At 48.3% G+C, this 20,613-nt stretch carries 21 protein-coding genes; 11 read left to right on the forward strand and 10 right to left on the reverse strand.

Going from position 1 to position 20,613, the window contains the following annotated elements:
- The first annotated feature begins 3 nt into the window (after nucleotides 1–3).
- The 5 genes from VV1_RS19445 (at nucleotide 4) to VV1_RS19465 (ending at nucleotide 5,833) form a co-directional block, all read left to right on the forward strand.
- Nucleotides 4–2,154: an ATP-binding protein gene (locus VV1_RS19445; protein ID WP_011081839.1), complete on the forward strand. Its 2,151-nt coding sequence runs from the start codon at nucleotides 4–6 to the stop codon at nucleotides 2,152–2,154.
- A gap of 98 nt (nucleotides 2,155–2,252) precedes the next feature.
- The gene (locus VV1_RS19450; protein WP_011081840.1) at nucleotides 2,253–2,654 is read left to right on the forward strand and encodes an NUDIX hydrolase; all 402 of its coding nucleotides are present in this window, start codon (nucleotides 2,253–2,255) and stop codon (nucleotides 2,652–2,654) included.
- Between the two features lie 188 nt (nucleotides 2,655–2,842).
- On the forward strand, nucleotides 2,843–3,382 hold the full coding sequence (locus VV1_RS19455) for a YbhB/YbcL family Raf kinase inhibitor-like protein (RefSeq protein ID WP_011081841.1): 540 nt from the start codon (nucleotides 2,843–2,845) through the stop codon (nucleotides 3,380–3,382).
- A gap of 17 nt (nucleotides 3,383–3,399) precedes the next feature.
- Nucleotides 3,400–4,194 carry a helix-turn-helix transcriptional regulator gene (locus VV1_RS19460; RefSeq protein ID WP_411039783.1) on the forward strand — a complete coding sequence of 265 codons (795 nt, stop codon included), beginning with the start codon at nucleotides 3,400–3,402 and terminating at the stop codon, nucleotides 4,192–4,194.
- An 88-nt stretch (nucleotides 4,195–4,282) separates the two neighbouring features.
- A complete protein-coding gene (locus tag VV1_RS19465; RefSeq protein WP_011081843.1) occupies nucleotides 4,283–5,833 on the forward strand; it encodes a cryptochrome/photolyase family protein in 1,551 nt (516 codons plus the stop codon).
- On the opposite strand, the gene soxR is transcribed toward VV1_RS19465, so the two are convergent.
- Nucleotides 5,828–6,295, reverse strand: coding sequence for a redox-sensitive transcriptional activator SoxR (gene soxR, locus VV1_RS19470; RefSeq protein ID WP_011081844.1), 468 nt, complete (start codon nucleotides 6,293–6,295; stop codon nucleotides 5,828–5,830). The two genes, VV1_RS19465 and soxR, sit on opposite strands and share 6 nt — an antisense overlap.
- A 110-nt stretch (nucleotides 6,296–6,405) precedes the next feature.
- Between soxR and VV1_RS19475 the strand changes: the two genes are divergently transcribed.
- Nucleotides 6,406–7,629 (forward strand): MFS transporter, encoded by a 1,224-nt coding sequence (locus tag VV1_RS19475; RefSeq protein ID WP_043921175.1) that lies wholly within the window; start codon nucleotides 6,406–6,408, stop codon nucleotides 7,627–7,629.
- Nucleotides 7,630–7,663: 34 nt separating this feature from the next.
- Here VV1_RS19475 and VV1_RS19480 read toward each other — a convergent pair whose 3' ends face one another.
- Nucleotides 7,664–7,888: a hypothetical protein gene (locus VV1_RS19480; RefSeq protein WP_162470223.1), complete on the reverse strand. Its 225-nt coding sequence runs from the start codon at nucleotides 7,886–7,888 to the stop codon at nucleotides 7,664–7,666.
- A 279-nt stretch (nucleotides 7,889–8,167) separates the two neighbouring features.
- Here VV1_RS19480 and VV1_RS19485 point away from each other — a divergent pair, with 279 nt between their 5' ends.
- The 4 genes from VV1_RS19485 (at nucleotide 8,168) to fusA (ending at nucleotide 13,918) form a co-directional block, all read left to right on the forward strand.
- The gene (locus tag VV1_RS19485; RefSeq protein WP_011081846.1) at nucleotides 8,168–9,331 is read left to right on the forward strand and encodes a substrate-binding protein; all 1,164 of its coding nucleotides are present in this window, start codon (nucleotides 8,168–8,170) and stop codon (nucleotides 9,329–9,331) included.
- Nucleotides 9,328–11,151 carry a GGDEF domain-containing protein gene (locus VV1_RS19490; RefSeq protein WP_011081847.1) on the forward strand — a complete coding sequence of 608 codons (1,824 nt, stop codon included), beginning with the start codon at nucleotides 9,328–9,330 and terminating at the stop codon, nucleotides 11,149–11,151. Before VV1_RS19485 ends, VV1_RS19490 begins: the two co-directional genes overlap by 4 nt.
- The gene (locus VV1_RS19495; protein ID WP_011081848.1) at nucleotides 11,135–11,590 is read left to right on the forward strand and encodes a GNAT family N-acetyltransferase; all 456 of its coding nucleotides are present in this window, start codon (nucleotides 11,135–11,137) and stop codon (nucleotides 11,588–11,590) included. Before VV1_RS19490 ends, VV1_RS19495 begins: the two co-directional genes overlap by 17 nt.
- A gap of 309 nt (nucleotides 11,591–11,899) precedes the next feature.
- A complete protein-coding gene (fusA, locus tag VV1_RS19500; protein WP_011081849.1) occupies nucleotides 11,900–13,918 on the forward strand; it encodes an elongation factor G in 2,019 nt (672 codons plus the stop codon).
- Between the two features lie 169 nt (nucleotides 13,919–14,087).
- On the opposite strand, the gene nqrM is transcribed toward fusA, so the two are convergent.
- The 7 genes from nqrM to VV1_RS19535 all read right to left on the reverse strand — a co-directional run bounded on the left by nqrM (nucleotide 14,088) and on the right by VV1_RS19535 (nucleotide 17,647).
- A complete protein-coding gene (gene nqrM / locus VV1_RS19505) occupies nucleotides 14,088–14,285 on the reverse strand; it encodes a (Na+)-NQR maturation NqrM (protein ID WP_011081850.1) in 198 nt (65 codons plus the stop codon).
- 1 nt (nucleotide 14,286) lies between these two features.
- Complete coding sequence (locus tag VV1_RS19510; protein WP_011081851.1) at nucleotides 14,287–14,739, reverse strand: NifB/NifX family molybdenum-iron cluster-binding protein; 453 nt, start codon at nucleotides 14,737–14,739, stop codon at nucleotides 14,287–14,289.
- Nucleotides 14,736–15,038, reverse strand: a complete 303-nt coding sequence (locus VV1_RS19515) for a DUF134 domain-containing protein (RefSeq protein WP_011081852.1) — start codon at nucleotides 15,036–15,038, stop codon at nucleotides 14,736–14,738. The genes VV1_RS19510 and VV1_RS19515 overlap by 4 nt, the downstream gene beginning before the upstream one ends.
- A gap of 138 nt (nucleotides 15,039–15,176) precedes the next feature.
- A complete protein-coding gene (locus VV1_RS19520) occupies nucleotides 15,177–15,371 on the reverse strand; it encodes a hypothetical protein (protein WP_011081853.1) in 195 nt (64 codons plus the stop codon).
- A gap of 211 nt (nucleotides 15,372–15,582) precedes the next feature.
- Nucleotides 15,583–16,569 (reverse strand): cytochrome-c peroxidase, encoded by a 987-nt coding sequence (locus tag VV1_RS19525; protein WP_011081854.1) that lies wholly within the window; start codon nucleotides 16,567–16,569, stop codon nucleotides 15,583–15,585.
- Nucleotides 16,570–16,849: 280 nt separating this feature from the next.
- Entirely contained in the window at nucleotides 16,850–17,197 is a 348-nt protein-coding gene (locus VV1_RS19530; RefSeq protein WP_026050534.1) for a GlpM family protein, read from the reverse strand.
- A 129-nt stretch (nucleotides 17,198–17,326) separates the two neighbouring features.
- On the reverse strand, nucleotides 17,327–17,647 hold the full coding sequence (locus VV1_RS19535; RefSeq protein WP_043921177.1) for a hypothetical protein: 321 nt from the start codon (nucleotides 17,645–17,647) through the stop codon (nucleotides 17,327–17,329).
- Between the two features lie 265 nt (nucleotides 17,648–17,912).
- Between VV1_RS19535 and VV1_RS19540 the strand changes: the two genes are divergently transcribed.
- The gene (locus tag VV1_RS19540) at nucleotides 17,913–19,553 is read left to right on the forward strand and encodes a tannase/feruloyl esterase family alpha/beta hydrolase (RefSeq protein WP_011081857.1); all 1,641 of its coding nucleotides are present in this window, start codon (nucleotides 17,913–17,915) and stop codon (nucleotides 19,551–19,553) included.
- A gap of 55 nt (nucleotides 19,554–19,608) precedes the next feature.
- Here VV1_RS19540 and VV1_RS19545 read toward each other — a convergent pair whose 3' ends face one another.
- Entirely contained in the window at nucleotides 19,609–20,565 is a 957-nt protein-coding gene (locus tag VV1_RS19545) for a LysR family transcriptional regulator (protein WP_011081858.1), read from the reverse strand.
- Nucleotides 20,566–20,613: the final 48 nt, after the last annotated feature.

Genomic DNA, 20,613 nt, shown 5'->3' on the forward strand with positions numbered 1-20,613 from the left:
TTAATGAAGCAGAACAGTAAGTTACCCATCCTTGCTATTCTCCTAGTGACGCTAGGTAGCGCACTGTTTTTCCTTATCGCCGCCGCCTTTTTTTCCTATCAAAACATGACCAGCCAAGCGATGGCGCCGTATGTGTCGATCGTGAACAACAATTTAGGCGCAAAAACCAAGCTGCTGCACATCAAAAGTTCGCTGCAAGATTTTTTAGTCGAACCGTCTGCTGCCAACTTGCAGAAAACGCAAATCCGTACACGCATTATGCGTGCGAGCATTGAAAATGATCTGAGAAGTCACGCCACCATTGAGCTTCATTCTGATTACGGTGATTTTGCGCAACTGGATGCCATGACCCAAGGGCTACATCAATTGACCTCCCGAGTCGCCGCCTTAAAAGAGGTGACTTCAGCTGAAGCCGTGATGCCAAGTTTAATTAGCGAAATCGACGCGCTCTATGACCGCTGGAACACCTACACCTCTGAAGTTATTTTGCAGGTTGAACACAATCAGAGTGACTTCCTACTGACCCGAGAGCAGTTTTATCATCAACAGCATTGGTACTACTTGGCTATTCTCTTTGTTTCTATTTTGATCATTGCGCTAGTCTTCAAACTCTATATCGATCAAGTGCGGCTCACTCGTTTTACGCAACAGCAATCCCTCGATATGCAAGAAGCGAAGCGCGCCGCCGAGGCGAGTGCAGAAACCAAATCCAAATTTCTCGCCAACATTTCTCACGAAGTACGCACTCCACTGAATGCCATCATCGGTTTAAGCGACACCGACCATTATCTCAATGCCAGCGAACAAATTCGCGAGTACATCGATCTGATCCATCGCTCGGGCAAACATCTGCTTGCTTTGATGAACGATATTTTGGACATCAGCAAAATCGACTCTGGCAAGCTGACATTGGAACAAGTGGAATTCTCACTGAAAGACATTGTTGATGACACTCGCGTGTTGTTTCACGAGCGAACCCAGACACCGGGGGTAGAGAGCTTTATCATCACACCTCAAGATTGCGACATGATTTTCTACGGCGATCCACTGCGCCTGTTCCAAATCATCAGCAATCTCTGTTCAAACGCGATCAAATTCACTCATGAAGGGCAGATTAAAGTAGCGTTCACCGTGCAAAATCGTGGCCCTAACTCGGTGCTGCAAATCTGCGTGTCTGACACTGGCATTGGCATTTCAGAAGCGCAGTTGCAAAAGGTGTTTGACGAGTTTGTCCAAGCCGACGATTCAACCACACGAAAATACGGCGGCACGGGGCTCGGGTTGGCGATTTGCCAAAAACTGACCAATCTCATGCAAGGCACATTACGCATAGAAAGCGAACTCAATCGAGGCACCCACGTGACCTTGTCCTTAACTCTGCCCCTATTGCATGCACCGCATTTTGAACCCAAACCACCATGTCCGAGTGATATTTTGGTCCATAATGATGGCAGTGAGTATTACAGCACTATCCAACACGATGTGAACCGATTGGCTTTATTGGCGGATCATACCGAGTCTTATTTTGTGTATTACCATCACAATCAACGTCTTATCGCGAATATTCTTCCCACCTTATACGAGGAGGCTGGGGGGCGAAAACTGCTGGTGATCACCGATATCGAACAGCAGCAGAATCTCGAAAGCAGTGCAAAAGTGGAGTACCTCAGTAAGCCGTATGTTTCTTATCGAATGTATGAACTGCTCCTTGGCAAGCCTACCCCATCGTTAGCCACCATCACCATGCCTCACAAAACCTACTTGGATTTGCAGGTCTTGCTGGTAGAAGATGTTCATATTAATCAGTTGGTCGCGACGCACTTTCTGGCTCGCTTAGGCATTGTTCCCGATATGGCCAATAACGGTGAAGAAGCCTTAGCACGGATGAGAAAACAAGTCTACGACTTGGTGTTGATGGACATTCAAATGCCAGTGATGGATGGCTTGCAAGCGATGAAAGTGATTCAAGCAGAGCAACTCGCCAAAGGGGCGATAATCATAGCGGTAACGGCAAACGTGTTTGAAGAGGATGAGAAAAAGTATCGACAGGCGGGTTTTGACGATATTCTCGCAAAACCCTTTAATGTTGACGCATTACAGAGCTTGATCGAAACTCATTGCCTCACAAACACAGTGAAAAGCCGCACAGTTTAACAACAAACTTTTCGTCGTTTCGCCATTTCTCTGTTTTTATAAGCCTTCGACTCTCTGTTATTACAGAGCTTGTAACAACCGCAGCAATGAGTAAAAACATGCCCCCTGTACACCCATGCGTCTCCTTTTTATTCATCGATCAAGACAAGGTATTGCTTGAGCAACGTAGCAAAGAGAAATCTTGCGATCCCGATATGGTTGCCATTCCCGGCGGGCATATGGAAAAGGGAGAAAGCCAAACAGAGACTCTGCTAAGAGAGATCCGCGAAGAACTTGGCGTCGATGCGTTGACGTATCACTATCTCTGTTCGCTCTACCATCCAACCTCTGAGCTTCAGCTGCTGCACTATTATGTGGTAACCCAATGGCAAGGTGAGATCCAAAGCCACGAAGCGGACACTGTCTTTTGGAGCAAGGTCACTGACTTCGCCCCAGCGACCGAGGCAGATAAGACCGCACTTAAAGAACTACTTCGCTTACAAGCAGAGGGGTTGTTTTAGCTCGCATTGATACTCCGCATGCCGTGTGAGCGTCAAACGATGCGACATCACACCGTGACATAAAAACCACAAAAACAGACCAAAAGAATCATTTCCAAGTAAATATCAAAAACAGTGACACTTTCGAGCGAGAAAACTATCCTGAGGTTCTTACAATGGTTCTCATACACCATTAGGAGAACATCAGCATGAAATACTCATCTATCGCACTACTACTGCTTAGCTCTGTTGCCGCATCCACCAGCTATGCTGGCGATTTTAGCCTCACTAGCCATGACATTATGGAAGGGCAACGTATGGCGAAAACTTTTGAATTTACAGGATTCGGTTGTAGCGGCGATAACCTTTCCCCTCAACTGAGCTGGCAGAACGCGCCTAAAGGCACCAAAAGTTTTGCCATCACCGCGTACGACCCAGATGCCCCAACAGGCAGTGGTTGGTGGCATTGGTCTACCATTGACATCCCAGCCAATGTATCGGAATTACCGCGTGGCGTTGACCTTAAGAAAGTAGGCGCAACGGAGATCCGTAACGACTATGGCGCAAAAGGATTCGGCGGCGTTTGTCCGCCAGAGGGTGATGGCATGCACCGCTATCAATTTACCGTTTGGGCATTACCTGAAGCCAAGTTAGACTTAGATAGCAACAGCTCACCCGCTCTAGTGGGTTTTATGCTCAACGCGATGGCGTTAGATAAAGCAACGTTAACCGCAACTTACGTTCGATAATTCGTATGGGAGTGACAATGAAATCATTGATGCAACTTGCCTACTACCGTGGTGTTCACACGCAAGCATTGCGCAATGTGGCGATTCTCACTCCCAGCATTATCCAAATTACCACTGGCAGTAAGCGCCTTTATTGGCAAGAAACCACCTTGGATATTGATGCTCACAGCCTGCTACTGTGCCGTGCCAACCACGCGCTCCATTTCGAGAATCTTCCTCAAGCAGGACAGTTTTCATCTCGCCAATTTTGTTTCTCTCTACCACCCACATCAGAAATGCTGTCGCTGAGTGAACGTAATGGCACGACAACGCCACATCTCACCCTTCATCACCCTGTGGTTCGCTGTGATAAAGCCCTCAACCATACGCTGAATTTGCTCGCCGGACTGCCGCTTGGCGATTTGAGTGCAGAGACACTCACGTTCTGGCTGTACGGCCTCTATCAGCAATTGGCAGAACGAGGGGTGCTGCATTTGATGTTTGCGCCACAAGGCCAAAGCTTTGAGCAAAAACTGAGCGAGTTTATTGCCCAACAGCCGAGTAAAGATCATCAAATTGAAGACGCTTGTCAGCACTTCGCCATCAGCAAAGCGACCTTGATCCGCCGCTTAAAAGAGGAAGGCACTCAATATCGTGAAGTGTTGTCAAAAGTACGGCTTAGCCATGCACTAAGCCTGATGCAGCAAGGCCATCGTAAAACCGCAGAGTTGTCATTGATGTGCGGATACCAATCGCCAGATAAATTCAGTCAACGCTTTCGCCAGCGCTTTGGACTCTCTCCGAGAGAGTATTGCAAAACACTGCCGAATTGAGCACAGCGCCAGTTTGATCGTTTTCCGCCACGGTTCGTATGCAACAGCAAATCGTATACAACAGCAAAAACACACTCGCGAGGAGAAGATGACATTCACTCGGCTACGACTCATTTTAGGCGACCAACTTAATGCACAGCACTCTTGGTTCGATCACGTGAGCGATGACACCTTATATCTGATCATCGAACTCAAACAAGAAACCGTTTATGTTCGCCATCACGTGCAAAAAGTGTGTGCTTTCTTTGCGGCAATGGCGCATTTTTCGCAGACTCTGCAACAACAAGGTCATCTTGTCCGCTACATCGATCTTGATGAGTCGTGCCAACGAACCACACTGACTGAATGGATTACAGCTCTCTGCCAGCAACACCAAATTACTCATTTTGAATATCAACGTCCTGACGAATATCGTCTTTTACAACAACTCCATAATCTATCCATACTAGGTACAACCATTACCTGTGTCGATAGCGAACACTTCATTCTTCCTTTTGATGAAATCGAAGCGCGATTTGCCCAAGCGAAACCACCTTTGATGGAGCATTTTTACCGCCAGATGAGAAAGCAACACAACGTCTTGTTGGATGAGCAGAAAAAACCGTTGGGTGGAAAATGGAACTACGACGCCGACAATCGAAACAAACTCTCGGACAAGGATCGAGATGCACTCCCAACACCGCTGATGTTTGCCAATCCTGTTGACACCATTCTTCAGCGGCTAGAGCGACACCAGGTGGATTGTATTGGAGAAGCACAAACACCGCTACTCTGGCCAGTCAATCGCTCACAAGCATTGACGTTACTGGCACACTTTTGCCAAATCTGCCTACCCTATTTTGGCCGATTTCAAGATGCCATGACCCACCAACATACGGCCTCTTGGAGCCTCTATCACAGCCGCCTCTCCTTTGCCTTAAACAGCAAATTGATCTCTCCTACAGAAGTGATCAACACCGCGATCTCGTCTTATCGACACAATCAAGACGGCATTTCTCTGGCGCAAATAGAGGGGTTTGTGCGACAGATATTAGGTTGGCGTGAGTATGTTCGCGGGATTTACTGGAGCCAGATGCCACACTACGCCACACTCAATGCACTGCAAGCCAAGCGCACATTGCCCTCCTATTTTTGGACCGGTGAGACTAATATGGCTTGCATGCACGCAGCCATCTCACAATCACTGACCTTTGCCTACGCACATCACATTCAGCGCCTGATGGTGACGGGTAATTTTGCACTACTTGCGGGTTGTGACCCTGACGAAGTGGAGCAATGGTATCTTGGCATCTATATCGATGCGATTGAGTGGGTAGAAATGCCCAATACAAGGGGGATGGCTTTGCACGCTGATGGCGGCATCGTGGGCACCAAGCCCTATGCTGCCAGCGGCGCTTACATCAATAAAATGAGTGATTACTGCAAACAGTGCCATTACCACGTCAAACAGCGCAGTGGCCAAGATGCTTGCCCCATGAATAGCCTTTATTGGCATTTCATCGACCGACATCAAAACCGCTTCTTGCGTAATCCTCGCATGGCTCTGATGGTGAAAAATTGGCAAAACCAAGCCGACGACGAGAAAGCGCGTATTCTTGCCACCGCAAACGCGTATTTAGAGCGTCTTGATAGCTTATAGCTGGCTAACAATCGCGGTAAAATCCTCATCCTCTGGGTTTGTCAGTAACGATTCCCCCTGATGATTAGCCGCTTTTTCATCTTGGGGATTGCGTAAATTGCAGCTTTCAAGAGACAAACAACCACAGCCAATGCAACCACCCAAATCGCTCTGCAACGCTTTCAGTTGCAAAATCCGATGCTCTAGCATTGCATGCCAGCCCGTTGCCATGGTTTCCCACTGCGCTTTTGTCGGCGCTTGATGCTTAGGGAGCCCTTCTAACGCTTGGGTAATCTCTTCTAGTGACAGCCCGACCTGCTGAGCCGCTTTGATCACCGCAATACGACGTAACACACTGCGATGATAGCGTCTTTGATTGCCTGGATTGCGCCAACTGGTGATCAGCCCTTTCTGTTCATAAAAGTGCAACGTCGACACTTTCACTCCCGATCGTTTCGCCACTTCACCTACGCTGATGTCCATTTTGCTTCCTTGCGAGTTATGAGGCTGTCTCTTTGTCGAATTTGAGCAAAAAAACGCTTTACCTCAAGTTAAGTTGAGCTTTTAGAGTAGCAACAAATACGTCAGTCGACATGGAGAAAATAATGAATATGCCACCTGCAACACGCAATCGGACCTTGCCTTACCTCACCGGCCTCTTTTTTGATGGGATCTCATCGGGACTGTTTATGATGGCGTTGCCATGGATGATGCTACAAACACCCGACATGGGCACGTTTGTCGCACTAACCGCTCTTGTGTGTACAGCGCTCTCTTTTGTGATCACCCCCTTTTTCGCTACGTTGATTGATCGCCACTCTCGCAAAACCATTCTACTCTTCAATCAATGGTTACAGGTGCTGACCGCACTCGTTGTTGCCCTAGCGAGCCAGTGGGGATGGCACTCCCCTTGGCTACTGGCAGGTGCACAACTGATCTTCTGGCTCTCAAGTAATTTGGCATGGAGCACCAATAACGCCTTTACTCAGGAAAATTATCAGCAGCACGAATACGCCAGCATTGCGGGAAAACAAGAAATTGTATTGCAAGCCACCACCCTGGGCGCCGGCGGCTTAGGGGTAGTGTTGCTAGAACATTGGGGATTGTTGGAATTTGCGCTGTTTGCCGCCAGTGCATCGTTTATCGCCGCCATTAGCTACACGTTAACGCCTTATCACCGACAACTTCGCGCCGCAAAATCCGGTAAATTTTGGCATCAAGTGGTGGAGAGTCGCGTGATTTTCTCGGCGCAACCACGTTTCTTCGCCATCATTTTTCTCTCTTGCCTTTCCTATCCCATCGTCACCTATTTGGGTAAGTTGGTACCGATCTGGTTCGCGGAAAACCAAGTCGCAGGACATTGGTTCGCCAGCTACAGCATTGCTTTCGGCTTAGGCTCACTGCTCACGGGGTTGTCCATTCATCGATTATTGGCCAAAGGCAATTACCCAAAAACGTTATTATGGGCGATGGTGGCACTGACGTTTGCACTCGCGGGCATGGCACTCGCCACCACGCCTTTGGCGTTGATTGTACTGACGTTTCTTTTTGGGTTTTTCAATGCACTCAACCGAATTACTCGCACGAACTGGATGCATCACACCGTGGCCATTGAACAGAGAGGGCGTGTTGACGGAGGGCTGGCCATGTTTTCAACATTGGTACAGAGCTTAAGTTACCTATTAATCGCGTTTTTGGCTCAGCAAGACCAAACGCAGCTGGGCTTCCTCGTTGCGACACTGGTCATGCTGGTTGCTTCTGTCTGTTTATTTGTGTTGACCAGTCGGCCTTTAACGCGAGAACTGGTGCACGAATAGCAAAAAAGCCAACCTCAAACGAGGTTGGCGGAGCTTACCAGACAAAGCAAACAGGGGGAGAGTCAGGAGCTGGCAAGTTAAAACGCATGACTAAACGGCTGCTAATACCGTCGCACAACAAGCCATTAACTCGGAAATCTTCCGCTTTTTCCGCAATCCAAAGGTCAGCGAAGACGAGGTGATTCGACGCATTCTGTCCATTTCTGTCAGTCATTAACGTAAGAAAAGAGAATTCAATACCAACTTCGTTCCATTTCACCGTCAAAAACCGCCAACAGGCATAAAACACGCTATTCTCATAGTAAGTGTTTGGTTTAGAACTTTATACCAAGCTCTGTGCAAAAAACGGGCTCGCCTTTACAGAGCACATCCCCTTATAATTAGTGATAAAAACAACAATAAAATTCCCAAACCACGAGGAACGACGTACAGAAGGCAATAAGTAAACGTTCATGCTCAGCTGCGCATAGCACGCGACTCAACGTCAGTGGCTAAACGTGGACAGGGATATCGCTCATTGACGAAAAGGACACACAATATGGGCAAACTTCGATCTTATTTGCTGCCGATCATACTGCCACTGCTGGCCGTTAGCCTTGTAAGCTGCTCCCAACCACAAACCCCGATAAAAATTGGTGCGGTGCTGCCTTTGACTGGCACCTTTGCTGTGTATGGTGAGCAAGCCGTCAGAGGCGCCGAGCTTGCAGTTGAACAGATTAATGCCAAAGGTGGTGTCTTGGGGCGTCCACTTGAGCTGGTGATCAGAGACAATGCAACGGACCCCGCCAAGACGGTCAAATACAGTCGAGAGCTGATTCTCAATGAGGATGTGTTCGCACTATTAGGCCCGGTCAGCAGTTCATCGCGTTATGCGATGAGTGAAATCGCCACCGAGCTGCGCACACCTATGTTTTATGGCATCGACTACGAAGGCCGTCACTTCAGCCCTTATCTCATCTGTTACAGCACCATTCCTGAGCACTATATTGCACCGATTGTCCCTTATTTAGCGGAAAACGTAGGCAGTTCCTTCTACATTTTCGGTTACGACTACATATGGCCACACCGCATGTCTCAACGCATTGTCGAAGAAGTCGAGAAAGTGGAAGGCGAAATCAGCGGCATCGAGTTTACCGCCTTTGGTGTCAAAGATTACACCCCAGTGCTGGAACGCATTAAACGCTCAGGGACAAATGTGCTGATGCTGATCTTGCCGGGCAGTGATGGTTTCAACTTCCTCAAACAGATGAAAGCGTTTGAATTTGAAAGAGAGATTCAAGTTGTCGCTTTTGCGGCCGATGAAACCTATCTAAGCAATGTGGATTCACAATCGTTACAAGGCGTGATGACCGCCCTGCACTTTTTCAGCGGGTTGGATAACGCAGTCGCCCGCGAGTTTGTGCAGAATTATCATCGCTTTCACGGCGCAGATGCCGTAGTCACCTACTCAAGCAAAGCGCATTACGATCTGATTTATTTAATCAAAGCTGCCATCGAAAAAAGTGGCCGCGTTGATGGGGAGCAGTTATTGATCAACTTACCTGGATTGACGCTCTACAGCGGAGAAGACGCCGTTCACTTGCGCAATGATCATCATTTTGATCTACCGATGTACCTCGCTCAGTTCCAACAAGGCGAGCTCAATGTGATTCGCAACTTAGGCATCATTAAACCTGAGGATCAAAGAAGCGCGACCGAATGAATCGACTCAGTTTCAAGATGTTCCTCATCCTGTCTCCTCTCGCCTTATTTGTGGCGATATTTGGCTATGTCTATTATCAGGCGCGCATCAACCTGATGGTGGAACATATCCGTCAAAGTAGCCAACTGGCGATTGCACAGGGTGCAAAAGAGATCAGCCACTACATTGATCGCCGGTTTTCGGAGTTCGATCTGGTCAGTGCGCATCTTGCTCAGTGCCAAGATGAGCATGTAGTGACAGAGAGAATGGAGGATGCGATCAGCTTTGCTTCTGGTTTTTCTATGTTGCTGTTAACCGACACCAAAGGCAGCATCATCGATTCGGTGTTTTCCGCCAACAAAAGCAACCGCTATATTCTTCGCCAAGACATTTCGGGGTTGATCGCTTACGACGCGTTCACTAAAAAACAGCTATCACTCTCTTATCAGCAGTGGCTTATCGATCAACCCATCAATCAAGCCAAAGAGCAGTTGGTGTATGAAAAACTGCAAAAACTCAAATCTCGCGGCGAAGAAAACTCCATCGAGAGTCGCGAGTTACGTAACAAACTCAATAACTTAAGAGCGATAAAAAGTTTACCCAGACCCGTGGTCAGCTTAATGCCCGCTGAGTATATCGCGCAGTTAGGGCTCATTTTCGACAGCGAGACCTATTTTCTTTCACGCCCTTTGGTCGATTGCGCAGGTGAACTGAAAGGCTACTACACGGCGGTGCTCGATCGCACCTTGATTGAAGATCAGATCTTTGAAATTAAAAGCACCTTAGTCAATGACAACATCAACCAAGTGGATGTGTCGATCATGACTAAGTTGAATCGTCGTTTGCTGATGCCGACGAAATATCTTAATGCCGAGGCGCTCAAAGAGTATGGCCCCAACGCCACAGCTTCACCGTGGCTCAGGCCCGATCTGGGTGGCGTTCTCATCAATCAAGACATCTACATTAGCCCCTCATGGGGACATCGATTTACCCGAGCCAGCGGGCTCAATGTTGCACAGCATGAGCTGGGCTTATGCTTGCTTGCGTTCATCGATATTGAAGAGTTGAACAGTGAAAACCGGCATATTCTACGCGAAGTACTCGCTTATGTCGGCGCCGCGCTGATTATCTTTTTACTGCTGACACTCTACCTTGCACGTTATGTCGGCGTGCCCATTGAACGTCTGCGTCGCCAAGCCAAAGCACTGGAAAAAGGCAAATCCATTCGCGGTGAGTTGCTTGAACGCAAAGATGAAATTGGTGAGCTGTTTGCCGCGTTTTACCATATGGCCGAGGCAATCAAAGGCAAAGAACAGCAGCTCACAGTATTGGCACAGCAAGACTCATTAACTGGCGTGTTGAACCGCCGAGCTCTGATTGAAGCGGCCAACATTCAAAGAAGAGTCAACGACAAGATAGGGGTCTGCATGATGGATTTGGATCACTTCAAAACCATCAATGACGAATATGGCCACGCTGCGGGCGACAAGGTTTTGAAAGCGTTTTGTCAGTTAGTTTCTCAAGAAATTCGCCAACAAGATCTGTTTGGCCGCGTCGGGGGCGAAGAGTTTTGTTTAGTGTTGCCAGATGCAAATTTGGCACAAACCCTGCTTATTGCTGAGCGTATCCGCCTAAGTGCGGAGATGGTACTGGGTTCCGTACTCGAGCTCGGGGATGATATGAAAGTCACCGTGAGTATTGGTGCCACGTTATGGCAATGCAGCAACTTTGAACGCGCACTCTTCATCGCGGACAAAGCGCTTTATCGAGCCAAACATGAAGGCAGAAACCAAGTGCAACATGCACTGACTGAGGACGATAACGGTGATTATTACCACTGACAATTTACAGCATAAACAAGTCATTACGCTGCTCGAAGAACATCTGCAAGACATGTATGCCACCTCACCAGCGGAGAGTGTCCACGCCCTAGATTTAAGTGCATTGCAACATCCGGATGTGACCTTTTGGACTGGCTGGCAAAAAGAAACCTTACTCGGTTGCACCGCATTGAAGCGTCTTACGCACCAACATGGTGAACTCAAATCCATGCGCACCACACACGCCGCCAGAGGCAAAGGGGTGGCCTCCACGCTTTTGCAGCATTTGATTGAGCACGCCAAGCAGCAAGGTTATCAGCAAATCAGTTTAGAGACTGGAACGATGGCTTTTTTTGCCCCCGCTCGCGCCCTCTACGAGAAATTTGGTTTTGAGTATTGCGCACCTTTTGGCGACTATCAGGAAGACCCAAACAGCTGCTTCATGACGTTAACACTCTGATCACACTCCAATGTGATTCAGTCACATCTTTTTTAGCGCTTCCCCACCGATAAGAGGTCACTTCACGGCCTCTTTTGTTTTATTTGTGACATCGAATCCGCTTCTCTTTGTTCGATTTACACCAGCATGAATTAAGTCACATAAAATTTATGGATATGGGTGCACACTGAAATCCGTACTCATCGACTAATGAGGTCGCAATGCAAGGAGCCCCGCGCAAAATGACCTGGAAGACGATCAGGCGGTAACCCCGCCTGATCATGAGATTTATCGTCCTTCTCTTCTTCCTCTCTATTGCAAGGAGGCGCTATGCCTATCAACAAAATTCGCAATATCGCGTTTGTGGGTCAGTCTGGTAGCGGTAAAACCACGTTGATCGAAAAATTGCTTTTTGCTTGCGACGCCACCACTCATCTTGGATCCATTGAAAAAGGCGATACCGTGACCGATTTCGATGACCAATCGATTCAATATCAGCACAGTATCGAAGCCACTCCCGTCGCTTTAAGCTGGCAAAAACATCGTCTAAACATCATCGATACTCCGGGATTGTCCGAGTTACTCGGTCGCAGTTTGAGTGTCTTTCCCGCCGTTGAAACGTCGGTGTTGGTGCTGGATCCGCAAATGCCGCTGACCCAAGTGACCGACAAGCTGTTCCAATTTGCTCAGCAGCAGAAAAAATGCCAGATGATCATCATCAATAAGTTGGACAACCACGGTAACCAACTTGAGAAACTGTTGGATGAGATTCAAGACCACTTTGGTCATAACTGCTTGCCGATTAACCTTCCTTCAGCCGATGGCAACGAGGTTGTTGACTGTTTCTTTGAACCTCAATACCAACAAGCGACATTACTAAGCAGTGTTGAAGCCACCCATGAAACCTTGATTGACCAAGTGGTGGAAGTGGATGAAGAACTGATGGAGCTCTACCTTGAACAAGGCTCTGAACTTACCCCTGCGCAGTTACACGATCCATTTGAAGAAGCGTTACGTACCGGGCACGTTGTGCCAATCTGTTTTGCCTCCGCACAGACCGGTGCCGGCATTGAATTGCTGCTGCGCACCTTAGCCGAATTAATGCCAATGCCCAACGAAGGCAACCCTCCGTTACTGCAAAAGAACGGAAAGATGATCAAGGTGAATTGCGACACCCTCGAACACACTGTCGCCCATGTTTACAAGATCAGCGTGGACCCTTACATGGGTAAACTGGCGTATTTACGCGTGTTCCAAGGGGAGATCAACGCAGGTAGCCAACTCTATGTCGGCGAGAGCAATAAAGCGTTTAAAGTCGGCCATTTGTATCAATTGCAAGGTAAGCAGCGCACGGAAATTTCACGCGCGTTAGCGGGCGATTTTTGCGTCTTGGCTAAAGTGGACGAGTTGGAGTTTGATTCCATCGTGCACGACTCACATGACGAAGATGACGTGAGCTTGAAAACCCTTCATTTCCCCCAACCGATGTACAGCTTAAGCCTCAAACCCACCAAACGTGGCGATGAGCAAAAACTGGGCGAAGTGCTAAATCGTATTGTTAGTGAAGACCCTTCGCTGCGCTTAGAGCATCGCGCGCGCACCAATGAGACCATTTTAAGTGGACAAGGCGAGTTCCACCTCAAAATTGCCTTGGAAAAAATGGCAAGCGTATACAAGTTGGAGGTAGACACCGAACAGCCAAGCGTTGAGTACTTTGAAACCATCACCAAACCCGCTGAAGGGCAATATCGCCATAAAAAACAAAGTGGTGGTGCGGGTCAGTTTGGCGAAGTACACCTCAGTGTGAAACCCCTTGAGCGAGGTGCGGGGTTCAAATTCGTCAACAAAGTAGTAGGCGGAGCCATTCCAACCTCATTGATTCCAGCGGTTGAAAAAGGCATCCATCAAGCACTTGAAGAAGGGGCGATTTCGAATAATCCTATTCGCGACATTGAAGTCACGGTACACGATGGCAAATACCACTCGGTCGATTCTAAAGAGATCGCGTTTGTCATCGCAGGTAAGAAGGCGTTTCTCGATGCCGTCAAGAAGGCAGACCCGATTGTATTGGAACCGATTGTTCAGTTGGAGCTGACCATTCCGACCAATAACGTCGGGGATGTGACTGGCGATCTGTCTGGCAACCGTGGCCTCATTGAGGGCACAGAACCACAAGCGAACAACCTAACTTTAATCAAAGGCAAATCGCCGCTCAATGAGCTGCAAGACTATGCAAGAAAACTGCGCGCACTGACCGGCGGTGAAGGCAGCTTCAACATGTCGCTCAGCCACTATGAGCCCGCCCCACCAGCAGTGCAAAAAAGAGTCTGTGAAGAAACCACGTCCTAAACGGAAAATTCAGTCACCGTAGACGTTTTTAGCCAACAACACCGCAAGGGAGCATCACGCTCCCTTGTTTATCGCTTCTTTTTATTTGTTTCGTTGTAAATTGTCTGTACGTAAATGGCTTCTTCGTTTATTGCTTGCTGGCCAAGCAACCGTCGCGGCCATCTTTTGACTAACGTTCTTTCGGTTCAGCAATTTGATAGAGCTTATGTTCCGAGCAGGCAGTTTCACAGTTGCAAACTTTATCCACCCCGACGGTATTTAAACCACCACAACTGCCTTGAATCGCTTTGCGTTTGAACATCACACCAATCGCCATCAAGCCAATCACCAACAGAAAAACGCCGAATGTCACCAACAAATTCACCATGTTATCCCCTTGGACGAATGCGTAATATGGGTGAACAAACCCTTTGATTTGGTTCGCGCGTGGCCACCTTGTTCACCTTGCTCTGCGGGCGACAAGCCGATCCACACTGAGAATGAGACCGACATTCACGGCCTTGTGTTGCAGAAGTCATGGGCGTTTTTACTGCGTTGCTCACCTCGTGCAGTGAACAACGACCTGCCAGTTGATAGACGCTCACCCCTTTTGACAGCAGTTTGGCTAACGATTTCTGACCAATATTTTTCACCATCAGTTGTGTCACGCCTGCGGCTAAAAGTTGCTGAACACAACGCGCTTTCTTGGCGCACTCAGCTTGATTGAACGCAGGGTTGGCAAGATACGCCACCACCTCTCCAACGGAATTGATCAACGCGAATCGCTCCGCTTTCATAAAGTGTCCAGAGATTTTGTCCTGATGTAATGGAATCGCAATCATGCTTCCTTCTCCTTATCTTGACTTTGATTGGGCAAGGTCAGCACTTTGCCTTCCACCAAACACAACGCCACTTTGTTTCGCGCTCGCTTGATGATGTTGCCAAACGTCTGCCTCGACACCCCCATACTCTGAGCCGCTTCAAGTTGATGCAGTTGCAATACGTCCGCCAGTCGCAGGGCTTCAAGTTCATCGGCTTCTAGAGCAATGCGCGGCAAATTGTGTGCAGGTATCCCATTGGGCTTAAAGCAGCTGGCTTTTGGCAAACAACCAATGGTGCGGGGCTTTTTCGGTCTTGGCATCGGTGCCTCCTCAATATGACAAGCGCACTGTAGATTTATAATTAGCATATGCCAATAACATTAACCTTAGATTGCAAAAACAACAAAAGCCGCGCTGGCGGCTTTTGGAATGGATTAAAGGAAGCAAAAAACTCGGTGCTATTTATCGATGCTCAGTCCGAGCTGGGTAATTCTTGCTTCAAAGTCAGCAAGGCTTTCCGCTTTGTAGGTGGGTGAGCCATTGAAGTATCTTGGTTTTTCAGGCCGCATGGCATTTTTCAGTTCCTGCTCCTGCTCTAGATTGTCATGATACACGGTGACTCGATTTGGAATGTCTTGCTTTAGTCTTGCCATTACGATCTCCTTTCTGACGTTGGAATCTAAAGCGTAGTCAAGGCCACCACGATGTCAAAGTTGCCTTAGTTTGCTGTTTTATCAGTAAAATCGCTAATCCCTTGCCAGCAGAGAAAAAATTCAAAACGCCAGCGCGTTGGCGATGTCGTTTGAAGATCAAATTTGTGATTGGCTGCAAAAAAGCCTCTTTAAAAGAGGCTTTGAAGAGCGGTTAGATTTGTGGTCGCGCCGTTTCAATCGTAGACGGTGGTAAATGCGGCAAAACGATTTGCGGCTGTTCACCCGTCAGAGATTTGAGAAACTCGGTGATTTTACCAGACTCATCTTTGGTCAGTTTTTGCCCCAACTGAATGTCTGCCATCACTTCTACCGCTTCTTGAAGATCCCACACTGAGCCGTCGTGGAAGTAGGGGTAGGTGAGCTCAATATTGCGTAATGTCGGCACCTTAAAGACAAACTCATCGAACTCTTTGCCAGTAATCGCCTTGCGCCCTACATCTGGATTGGCGGTTTCAAAAGGCTTTACTAACCCCATTTTTTGGTACATCTGCCCTCCGGCTAAGGGCCCGCTATGACACGCCGTACACCCCTTCGCTTTGAACAGCTCATAACCTTCCACTTGGGCCGTGGTGAGCGCGCGGTCTTCCCCTCTTAACCACAAGTCAAACGGTGCATTGGGGGTACGAAGCGTTTTCTCAAAGGTCGCGATGGCGTCCGTAACTTGCTCTAAGGTGAACTCTTCCACCCCATACGCTTGTTTGAACCAAGTGCGGTATTGAGGAATCGATTTCAAGGTATCGATCGCCAACTGATGGGTGAATGCCATCTCTAGCGGATTCTCAATCGGCCCTGCGGCCTGCTCTTGAAGATCTTTGGCGCGACCATTCCAGAACTGCACGAAGTTGAGATCCGAGTTAAACACCGTGGGTGAATTGATCGGCCCAATCGCCCATTTATGTCCAATGGAGCTTGGCAGGTTATCCACCCCACCCTTGGCCACGTTATGGCATGAGTTACACGAAATGGTGTTAGAGGCTGATAGTCGAGGCTCAAACCATAAGGTTTTTCCCAATTCAACTTTCTTCGCATCCAACCCAACAATCGGATCAATCACTTTGATCGGTTCTTGCGCCTGACGTTCTGCCAAGGTCGCAAATGACACGACAGATAAGAGACTCACTGCAATGATTTTTTTCATCGTTACTTCCTTTCTCGAGAGTTATTCCAATCTCACTAGAGCTGCGCATTTCTTGACCGATGCGCTTTGGCAAGTAACTTAAAGCAAACGATTTTGCGGTGATAACGCAAAAAAACGATGGTTTTTATGACAAAAATCGATGTTAAAAGCGCGTAATCTGCACAAAGCTTGTGCACTCTTTCATCGCGCGCGTCGATTTACTATTTATTTACATTTTTATAAAGAATGTAATCGACGCCTTTGTTGATGCAAATCAATTCCGCTATTGAGCAAATTCGCATCAAACTGAAATCATCACTTTGGTCCACGCGACGATCAATAACGAAGCCGCCATCAACCAAATCACCGTCGCGGCAGAAAGTGTCGTCACCAGACTGAAGCGGTAACTAAAATAGTAAACGGCAGCAAGATAGGCGGCATAAGGCAACAGAGACCAAAGACCAAATAGCGCGGTTTGGCGCAAGTCTTCCATACTTCTTTCACTGCCTACAATGAAGTGCGCAATCAGGGCAAAGGTGGGAAATAAAGGCACTAAGCCTGCAATGTAGAAGTTTTTGCTTTTCGACAACAGCGCAATAATGACCACAGCCGCCGCGCCCAACAAAGATTTTAGAAACAAACTGATCACCGATGCCTTCCCTTTTTGATCTTGATTGGTCAAATCGTAAAAGATCAAGCGCAAGAAACCAGCAAGAGAAACGCAAGATTCTCATCAAATGAGAATCTTTGAAAAATCAAGCGAGTGAGGGCTTCAAGCCTAGTCGAGATGAACGCGAAAGGTTAACAACGGCTTTCTTAGCCATCGGGGATGTTCGACAATCTCAACCCGATCCCCCACCAATATTTGCCCCTTGCGCGGCACTTCCATTTGAAGAGTATCGCCATTTTGCAAGATGACATTGACCAAGGTATGCGGCTGAGTAAATTCATCGTCATAGCCGATTGCCGTTTCAGACACCTGTCCCCAATGCACCACAGGCTGTGACGAATAGAGGTTAACTTTGAGTACGATGAGCAGAGCCAATGCGGCAATCAGGAGCAGACGACGAGTAGAAGGTCGTCTTAAGTGAATGGACATAACGAATCCTCCATGGGCGTTGAAAGGATTGAACAGCAACAGAGCTTTTCGGTTATTTTTCCACCATAACACAGTTATTTAGCAGACAACGTCGCGCCGTCGTTGATTTCCGATACAGCTCAACAAACCGGCTCTCGCGTTAGCATGCAAATTTGAATTTCTCTAATTCCTGCCCTTTTCCATCAAAGCGCTGAATAATTCCCTCATCGGTTAACCAGCGGCATAGAGCCACTTGGTTGCTCCTCACTACAAAAGGTAAACAACAATGTCTGTCCTGAAAAAGAACACCTCAAAATTCGCCTTTAGTTTGATTGCCTTCGCCATTTTGGCAGGCTGCGACAGCACAACCACACTAAACGAGACGCAAGAGAAGCGCTCCACTCACACCACTCAAGCAAACGCTGACCAACCCAGTTATCGCGTGGGTGAGTGCCGCATCGATTCAATGCCCCCACTGGCCAATGTGCGTTATACCGAAGCTCAGCGTAGCGATACTCACTGCATTGTTCGTGGCGTCATTGAACGTGAAATTCACTTCCAAGTAACCTTGCCAGATGATTGGAATGGCATGTTTGCCCAAAGCGGCGGCGGCGGTTTTGTTGGCTCGGTAGTGGACGTGATTCACCTTGCGACTCATGACAAACGCTACGCGACCGCAGGCACAGATTCCGGCCACCGAGCGCACGCATTGGAGTCGAATTGGGCGGCACAAAACCCGTATCGAGAGGAACGTTTGGCCAACTTTGCTGGACGTGCTACCCATTTAACGACGCAAAATGCCAAGCAAATTATTGCAAGCTACTACCAGCAAGAAAGCCAACGTAACCTCTTTTTTGGTTGCTCGCGTGGTGGTGGTGAAGGCTTGATCGCCGCACAGCGCTACCCAACGGATTACGACGTGATTGTCGCAGGCTCTCCAGCCTATGACTACGCCATCCAGACGGGCGGATTGCATGCGGCCATCGCGCGCAAAATGTTCCCAAATCCAGACAACATGCAACACGCGATTGTGGGTGCAAAAGAGATCGAGTTAGTGAATCGTACAGCGGCGCAACAATGTGCCAACCGCGATGGCCGAGACAGCGAGGTACTGAGCGAACCTTGGAACTGCCACATTGACTTTGCCGCTCTGCAATGCAGTGCGGACAAGAATGATGAGTGCCTCACTGGCGATCAGATTGAAGTGTTTGATCTTGTCTTCAATGGGCTGCGTGACAGCCAAGGCAATGTGCTGGCCGAGGGTTTCTACGTAGGTGCGGAGGTGGAGATGTTTAACAAATGGCTCGCGGGCGGTTTGGCCATCAATGACTTGAGTCAATTTCAATCTGGCGTGACGATTGACCCCGACATGACGCCACCGGTGACACCGAGCTTTGGCTACGCGTTTGGTAACGGCATTATGCGCAACTTTGTTTTTGATGGTGAATTTGATGCGACAAGCTACAACTTCGATAATCTGCGTAAAGATGGCGCTAAGGTGACTGAGTCGATCAGTGCAGTAAACCCAGATTTGAGTGCATTTCGTCAACAAGGTGGCAAATTGCTCTTGTGGAATGGCTTGCGTGATGTCGCGGTGACGCCGGCCAGCACCATTCGCTATTATCAAGATGTGTTAGCGCACGATCCAAAAGCCGCGAACGATGTGGCGCTGTTTTTGCTGCCGGGTATGGACCACTGTGCAGGCGGCGCAGCACCTTGGCTTGTCGATTGGATTGACGAAGCAAACCTGTGGTTAGACAGTGGCAACGCCCCTACAGAAATCATCGCGCATGATTTTACGCCAACCGAAGGCTTGAGCGGCAACGGTAAGATTTGCGCCTTCCCCGATGTCGCCATGTGGGACGGTAAGGGAGACCCGCGCAGTGCCGATAGCTTCCGCTGCGAACCCCCTGAGCAAACGCAATAGCGCCAAGTAGACCTTTGCAAATTCGAGCAGGCTCTCCACGTTGAGAGCCTGCTTTTTATTCATCACTGGGATGACGATCAAAACTCTGCTCTGGCTGAATCACCCCATCAAAATAACTCTGCACGGTTTGATGAATCAGTTGATAGAGAGGGAAACCGCGTTTGGTACGCAAATAGCCACCACTTATCGCGATTTCTCGCATCTCTTTCGGCATGGCAGGCAAGGGAAATGTGCCGATTTGCGAATCAAACACCTTCATAAAATTGCTGCCATAAAGAATCGCATCTGAGTGTTTTAAGGCGCTGGTCAATACACGGACACTGTGAGTCACTAAAGTAAAATTGGCTTGATAACCCTTAGCCAAGTAGAGCTCTTCAATCGGTACCCGCTTTGAATTAATGCCATCGATAGCCAAACGTACGATAGGCAAAGGATGAATGGCTTGCCAATCACTGGTTTGACTCAAGATGGGGTGATCTTTTCGCGCCACCAAACAGAGTTTTACGTCTTGTAATTTATGGGTATAGACTTCTTGCGGCAAAGGAAACGCCGAGAAATGGATCAGATAGTCAATCTTGCCATTAAGCAATTCGGCTAACGAATCTTCTTGCCAATACACCAGCTTAAACGTGGCCTGAGGCAGTGCCTGGCTGAGGGCAGCGTACAAGCCATCACCATAAAGTTCGAGGAAATAGATGTTCATCGCTAAAGTAATCTCACCGCGAAACGCCTCTGGCTCAAAACTTTGGTAAGACTCGACCACTTTTAGAATGGGGTTAAACATCTCTTCAGCGGCTTCTGCCAGCTTTTCGGCTAATTCAGAAGGCTCAACGCCGTGAGCTTTACGAATAAACAGGCCATCACCAAATGTCTCCCGCAGTTTTGCCATCCCTCGGCTAACGCTGGTTTGCGAAATGCCCAGTTTGTCGGCAGCTGCATGGGTATTGCGCGTCTCAACCACGGCCTGCAAAAGCTTGAGTAAGTTAAGATCTAAATCCTTTATGTCTTTCATGTCACACTCCTGTGTTCATCATCGCCAGCCTTGCTCTGCTGTTCACCG

Source organism: Vibrio vulnificus CMCP6, from assembly GCF_000039765.1.
GTDB lineage: Bacteria > Pseudomonadota > Gammaproteobacteria > Enterobacterales > Vibrionaceae > Vibrio > Vibrio vulnificus_B.

Coding starts and splice junctions, on each gene's coding strand:
- VV1_RS19445 (WP_011081839.1), top strand. CDS start 4: ATGAAGCAGAACAGTAAGTTACCCATCCTTGCTATTCTCCTAGTGACG.
- VV1_RS19450 (WP_011081840.1), top strand. CDS start 2,253: ATGCCCCCTGTACACCCATGCGTCTCCTTTTTATTCATCGATCAAGAC.
- VV1_RS19455 (WP_011081841.1), top strand. CDS start 2,843: ATGAAATACTCATCTATCGCACTACTACTGCTTAGCTCTGTTGCCGCA.
- VV1_RS19460 (WP_411039783.1), top strand. CDS start 3,400: ATGAAATCATTGATGCAACTTGCCTACTACCGTGGTGTTCACACGCAA.
- VV1_RS19465 (WP_011081843.1), top strand. CDS start 4,283: ATGACATTCACTCGGCTACGACTCATTTTAGGCGACCAACTTAATGCA.
- soxR (WP_011081844.1), bottom strand. CDS start 6,295: ATGGACATCAGCGTAGGTGAAGTGGCGAAACGATCGGGAGTGAAAGTG.
- VV1_RS19475 (WP_043921175.1), top strand. CDS start 6,406: ATGGAGAAAATAATGAATATGCCACCTGCAACACGCAATCGGACCTTG.
- VV1_RS19485 (WP_011081846.1), top strand. CDS start 8,168: ATGGGCAAACTTCGATCTTATTTGCTGCCGATCATACTGCCACTGCTG.
- VV1_RS19490 (WP_011081847.1), top strand. CDS start 9,328: ATGAATCGACTCAGTTTCAAGATGTTCCTCATCCTGTCTCCTCTCGCC.
- fusA (WP_011081849.1), top strand. CDS start 11,900: ATGCCTATCAACAAAATTCGCAATATCGCGTTTGTGGGTCAGTCTGGT.
- nqrM (WP_011081850.1), bottom strand. CDS start 14,285: ATGGTGAATTTGTTGGTGACATTCGGCGTTTTTCTGTTGGTGATTGGC.
- VV1_RS19510 (WP_011081851.1), bottom strand. CDS start 14,739: ATGATTGCGATTCCATTACATCAGGACAAAATCTCTGGACACTTTATG.
- VV1_RS19515 (WP_011081852.1), bottom strand. CDS start 15,038: ATGCCAAGACCGAAAAAGCCCCGCACCATTGGTTGTTTGCCAAAAGCC.
- VV1_RS19520 (WP_011081853.1), bottom strand. CDS start 15,371: ATGGCAAGACTAAAGCAAGACATTCCAAATCGAGTCACCGTGTATCAT.
- VV1_RS19525 (WP_011081854.1), bottom strand. CDS start 16,569: ATGAAAAAAATCATTGCAGTGAGTCTCTTATCTGTCGTGTCATTTGCG.
- VV1_RS19535 (WP_043921177.1), bottom strand. CDS start 17,647: ATGTCCATTCACTTAAGACGACCTTCTACTCGTCGTCTGCTCCTGATT.
- VV1_RS19540 (WP_011081857.1), top strand. CDS start 17,913: ATGTCTGTCCTGAAAAAGAACACCTCAAAATTCGCCTTTAGTTTGATT.
- VV1_RS19545 (WP_011081858.1), bottom strand. CDS start 20,565: ATGAAAGACATAAAGGATTTAGATCTTAACTTACTCAAGCTTTTGCAG.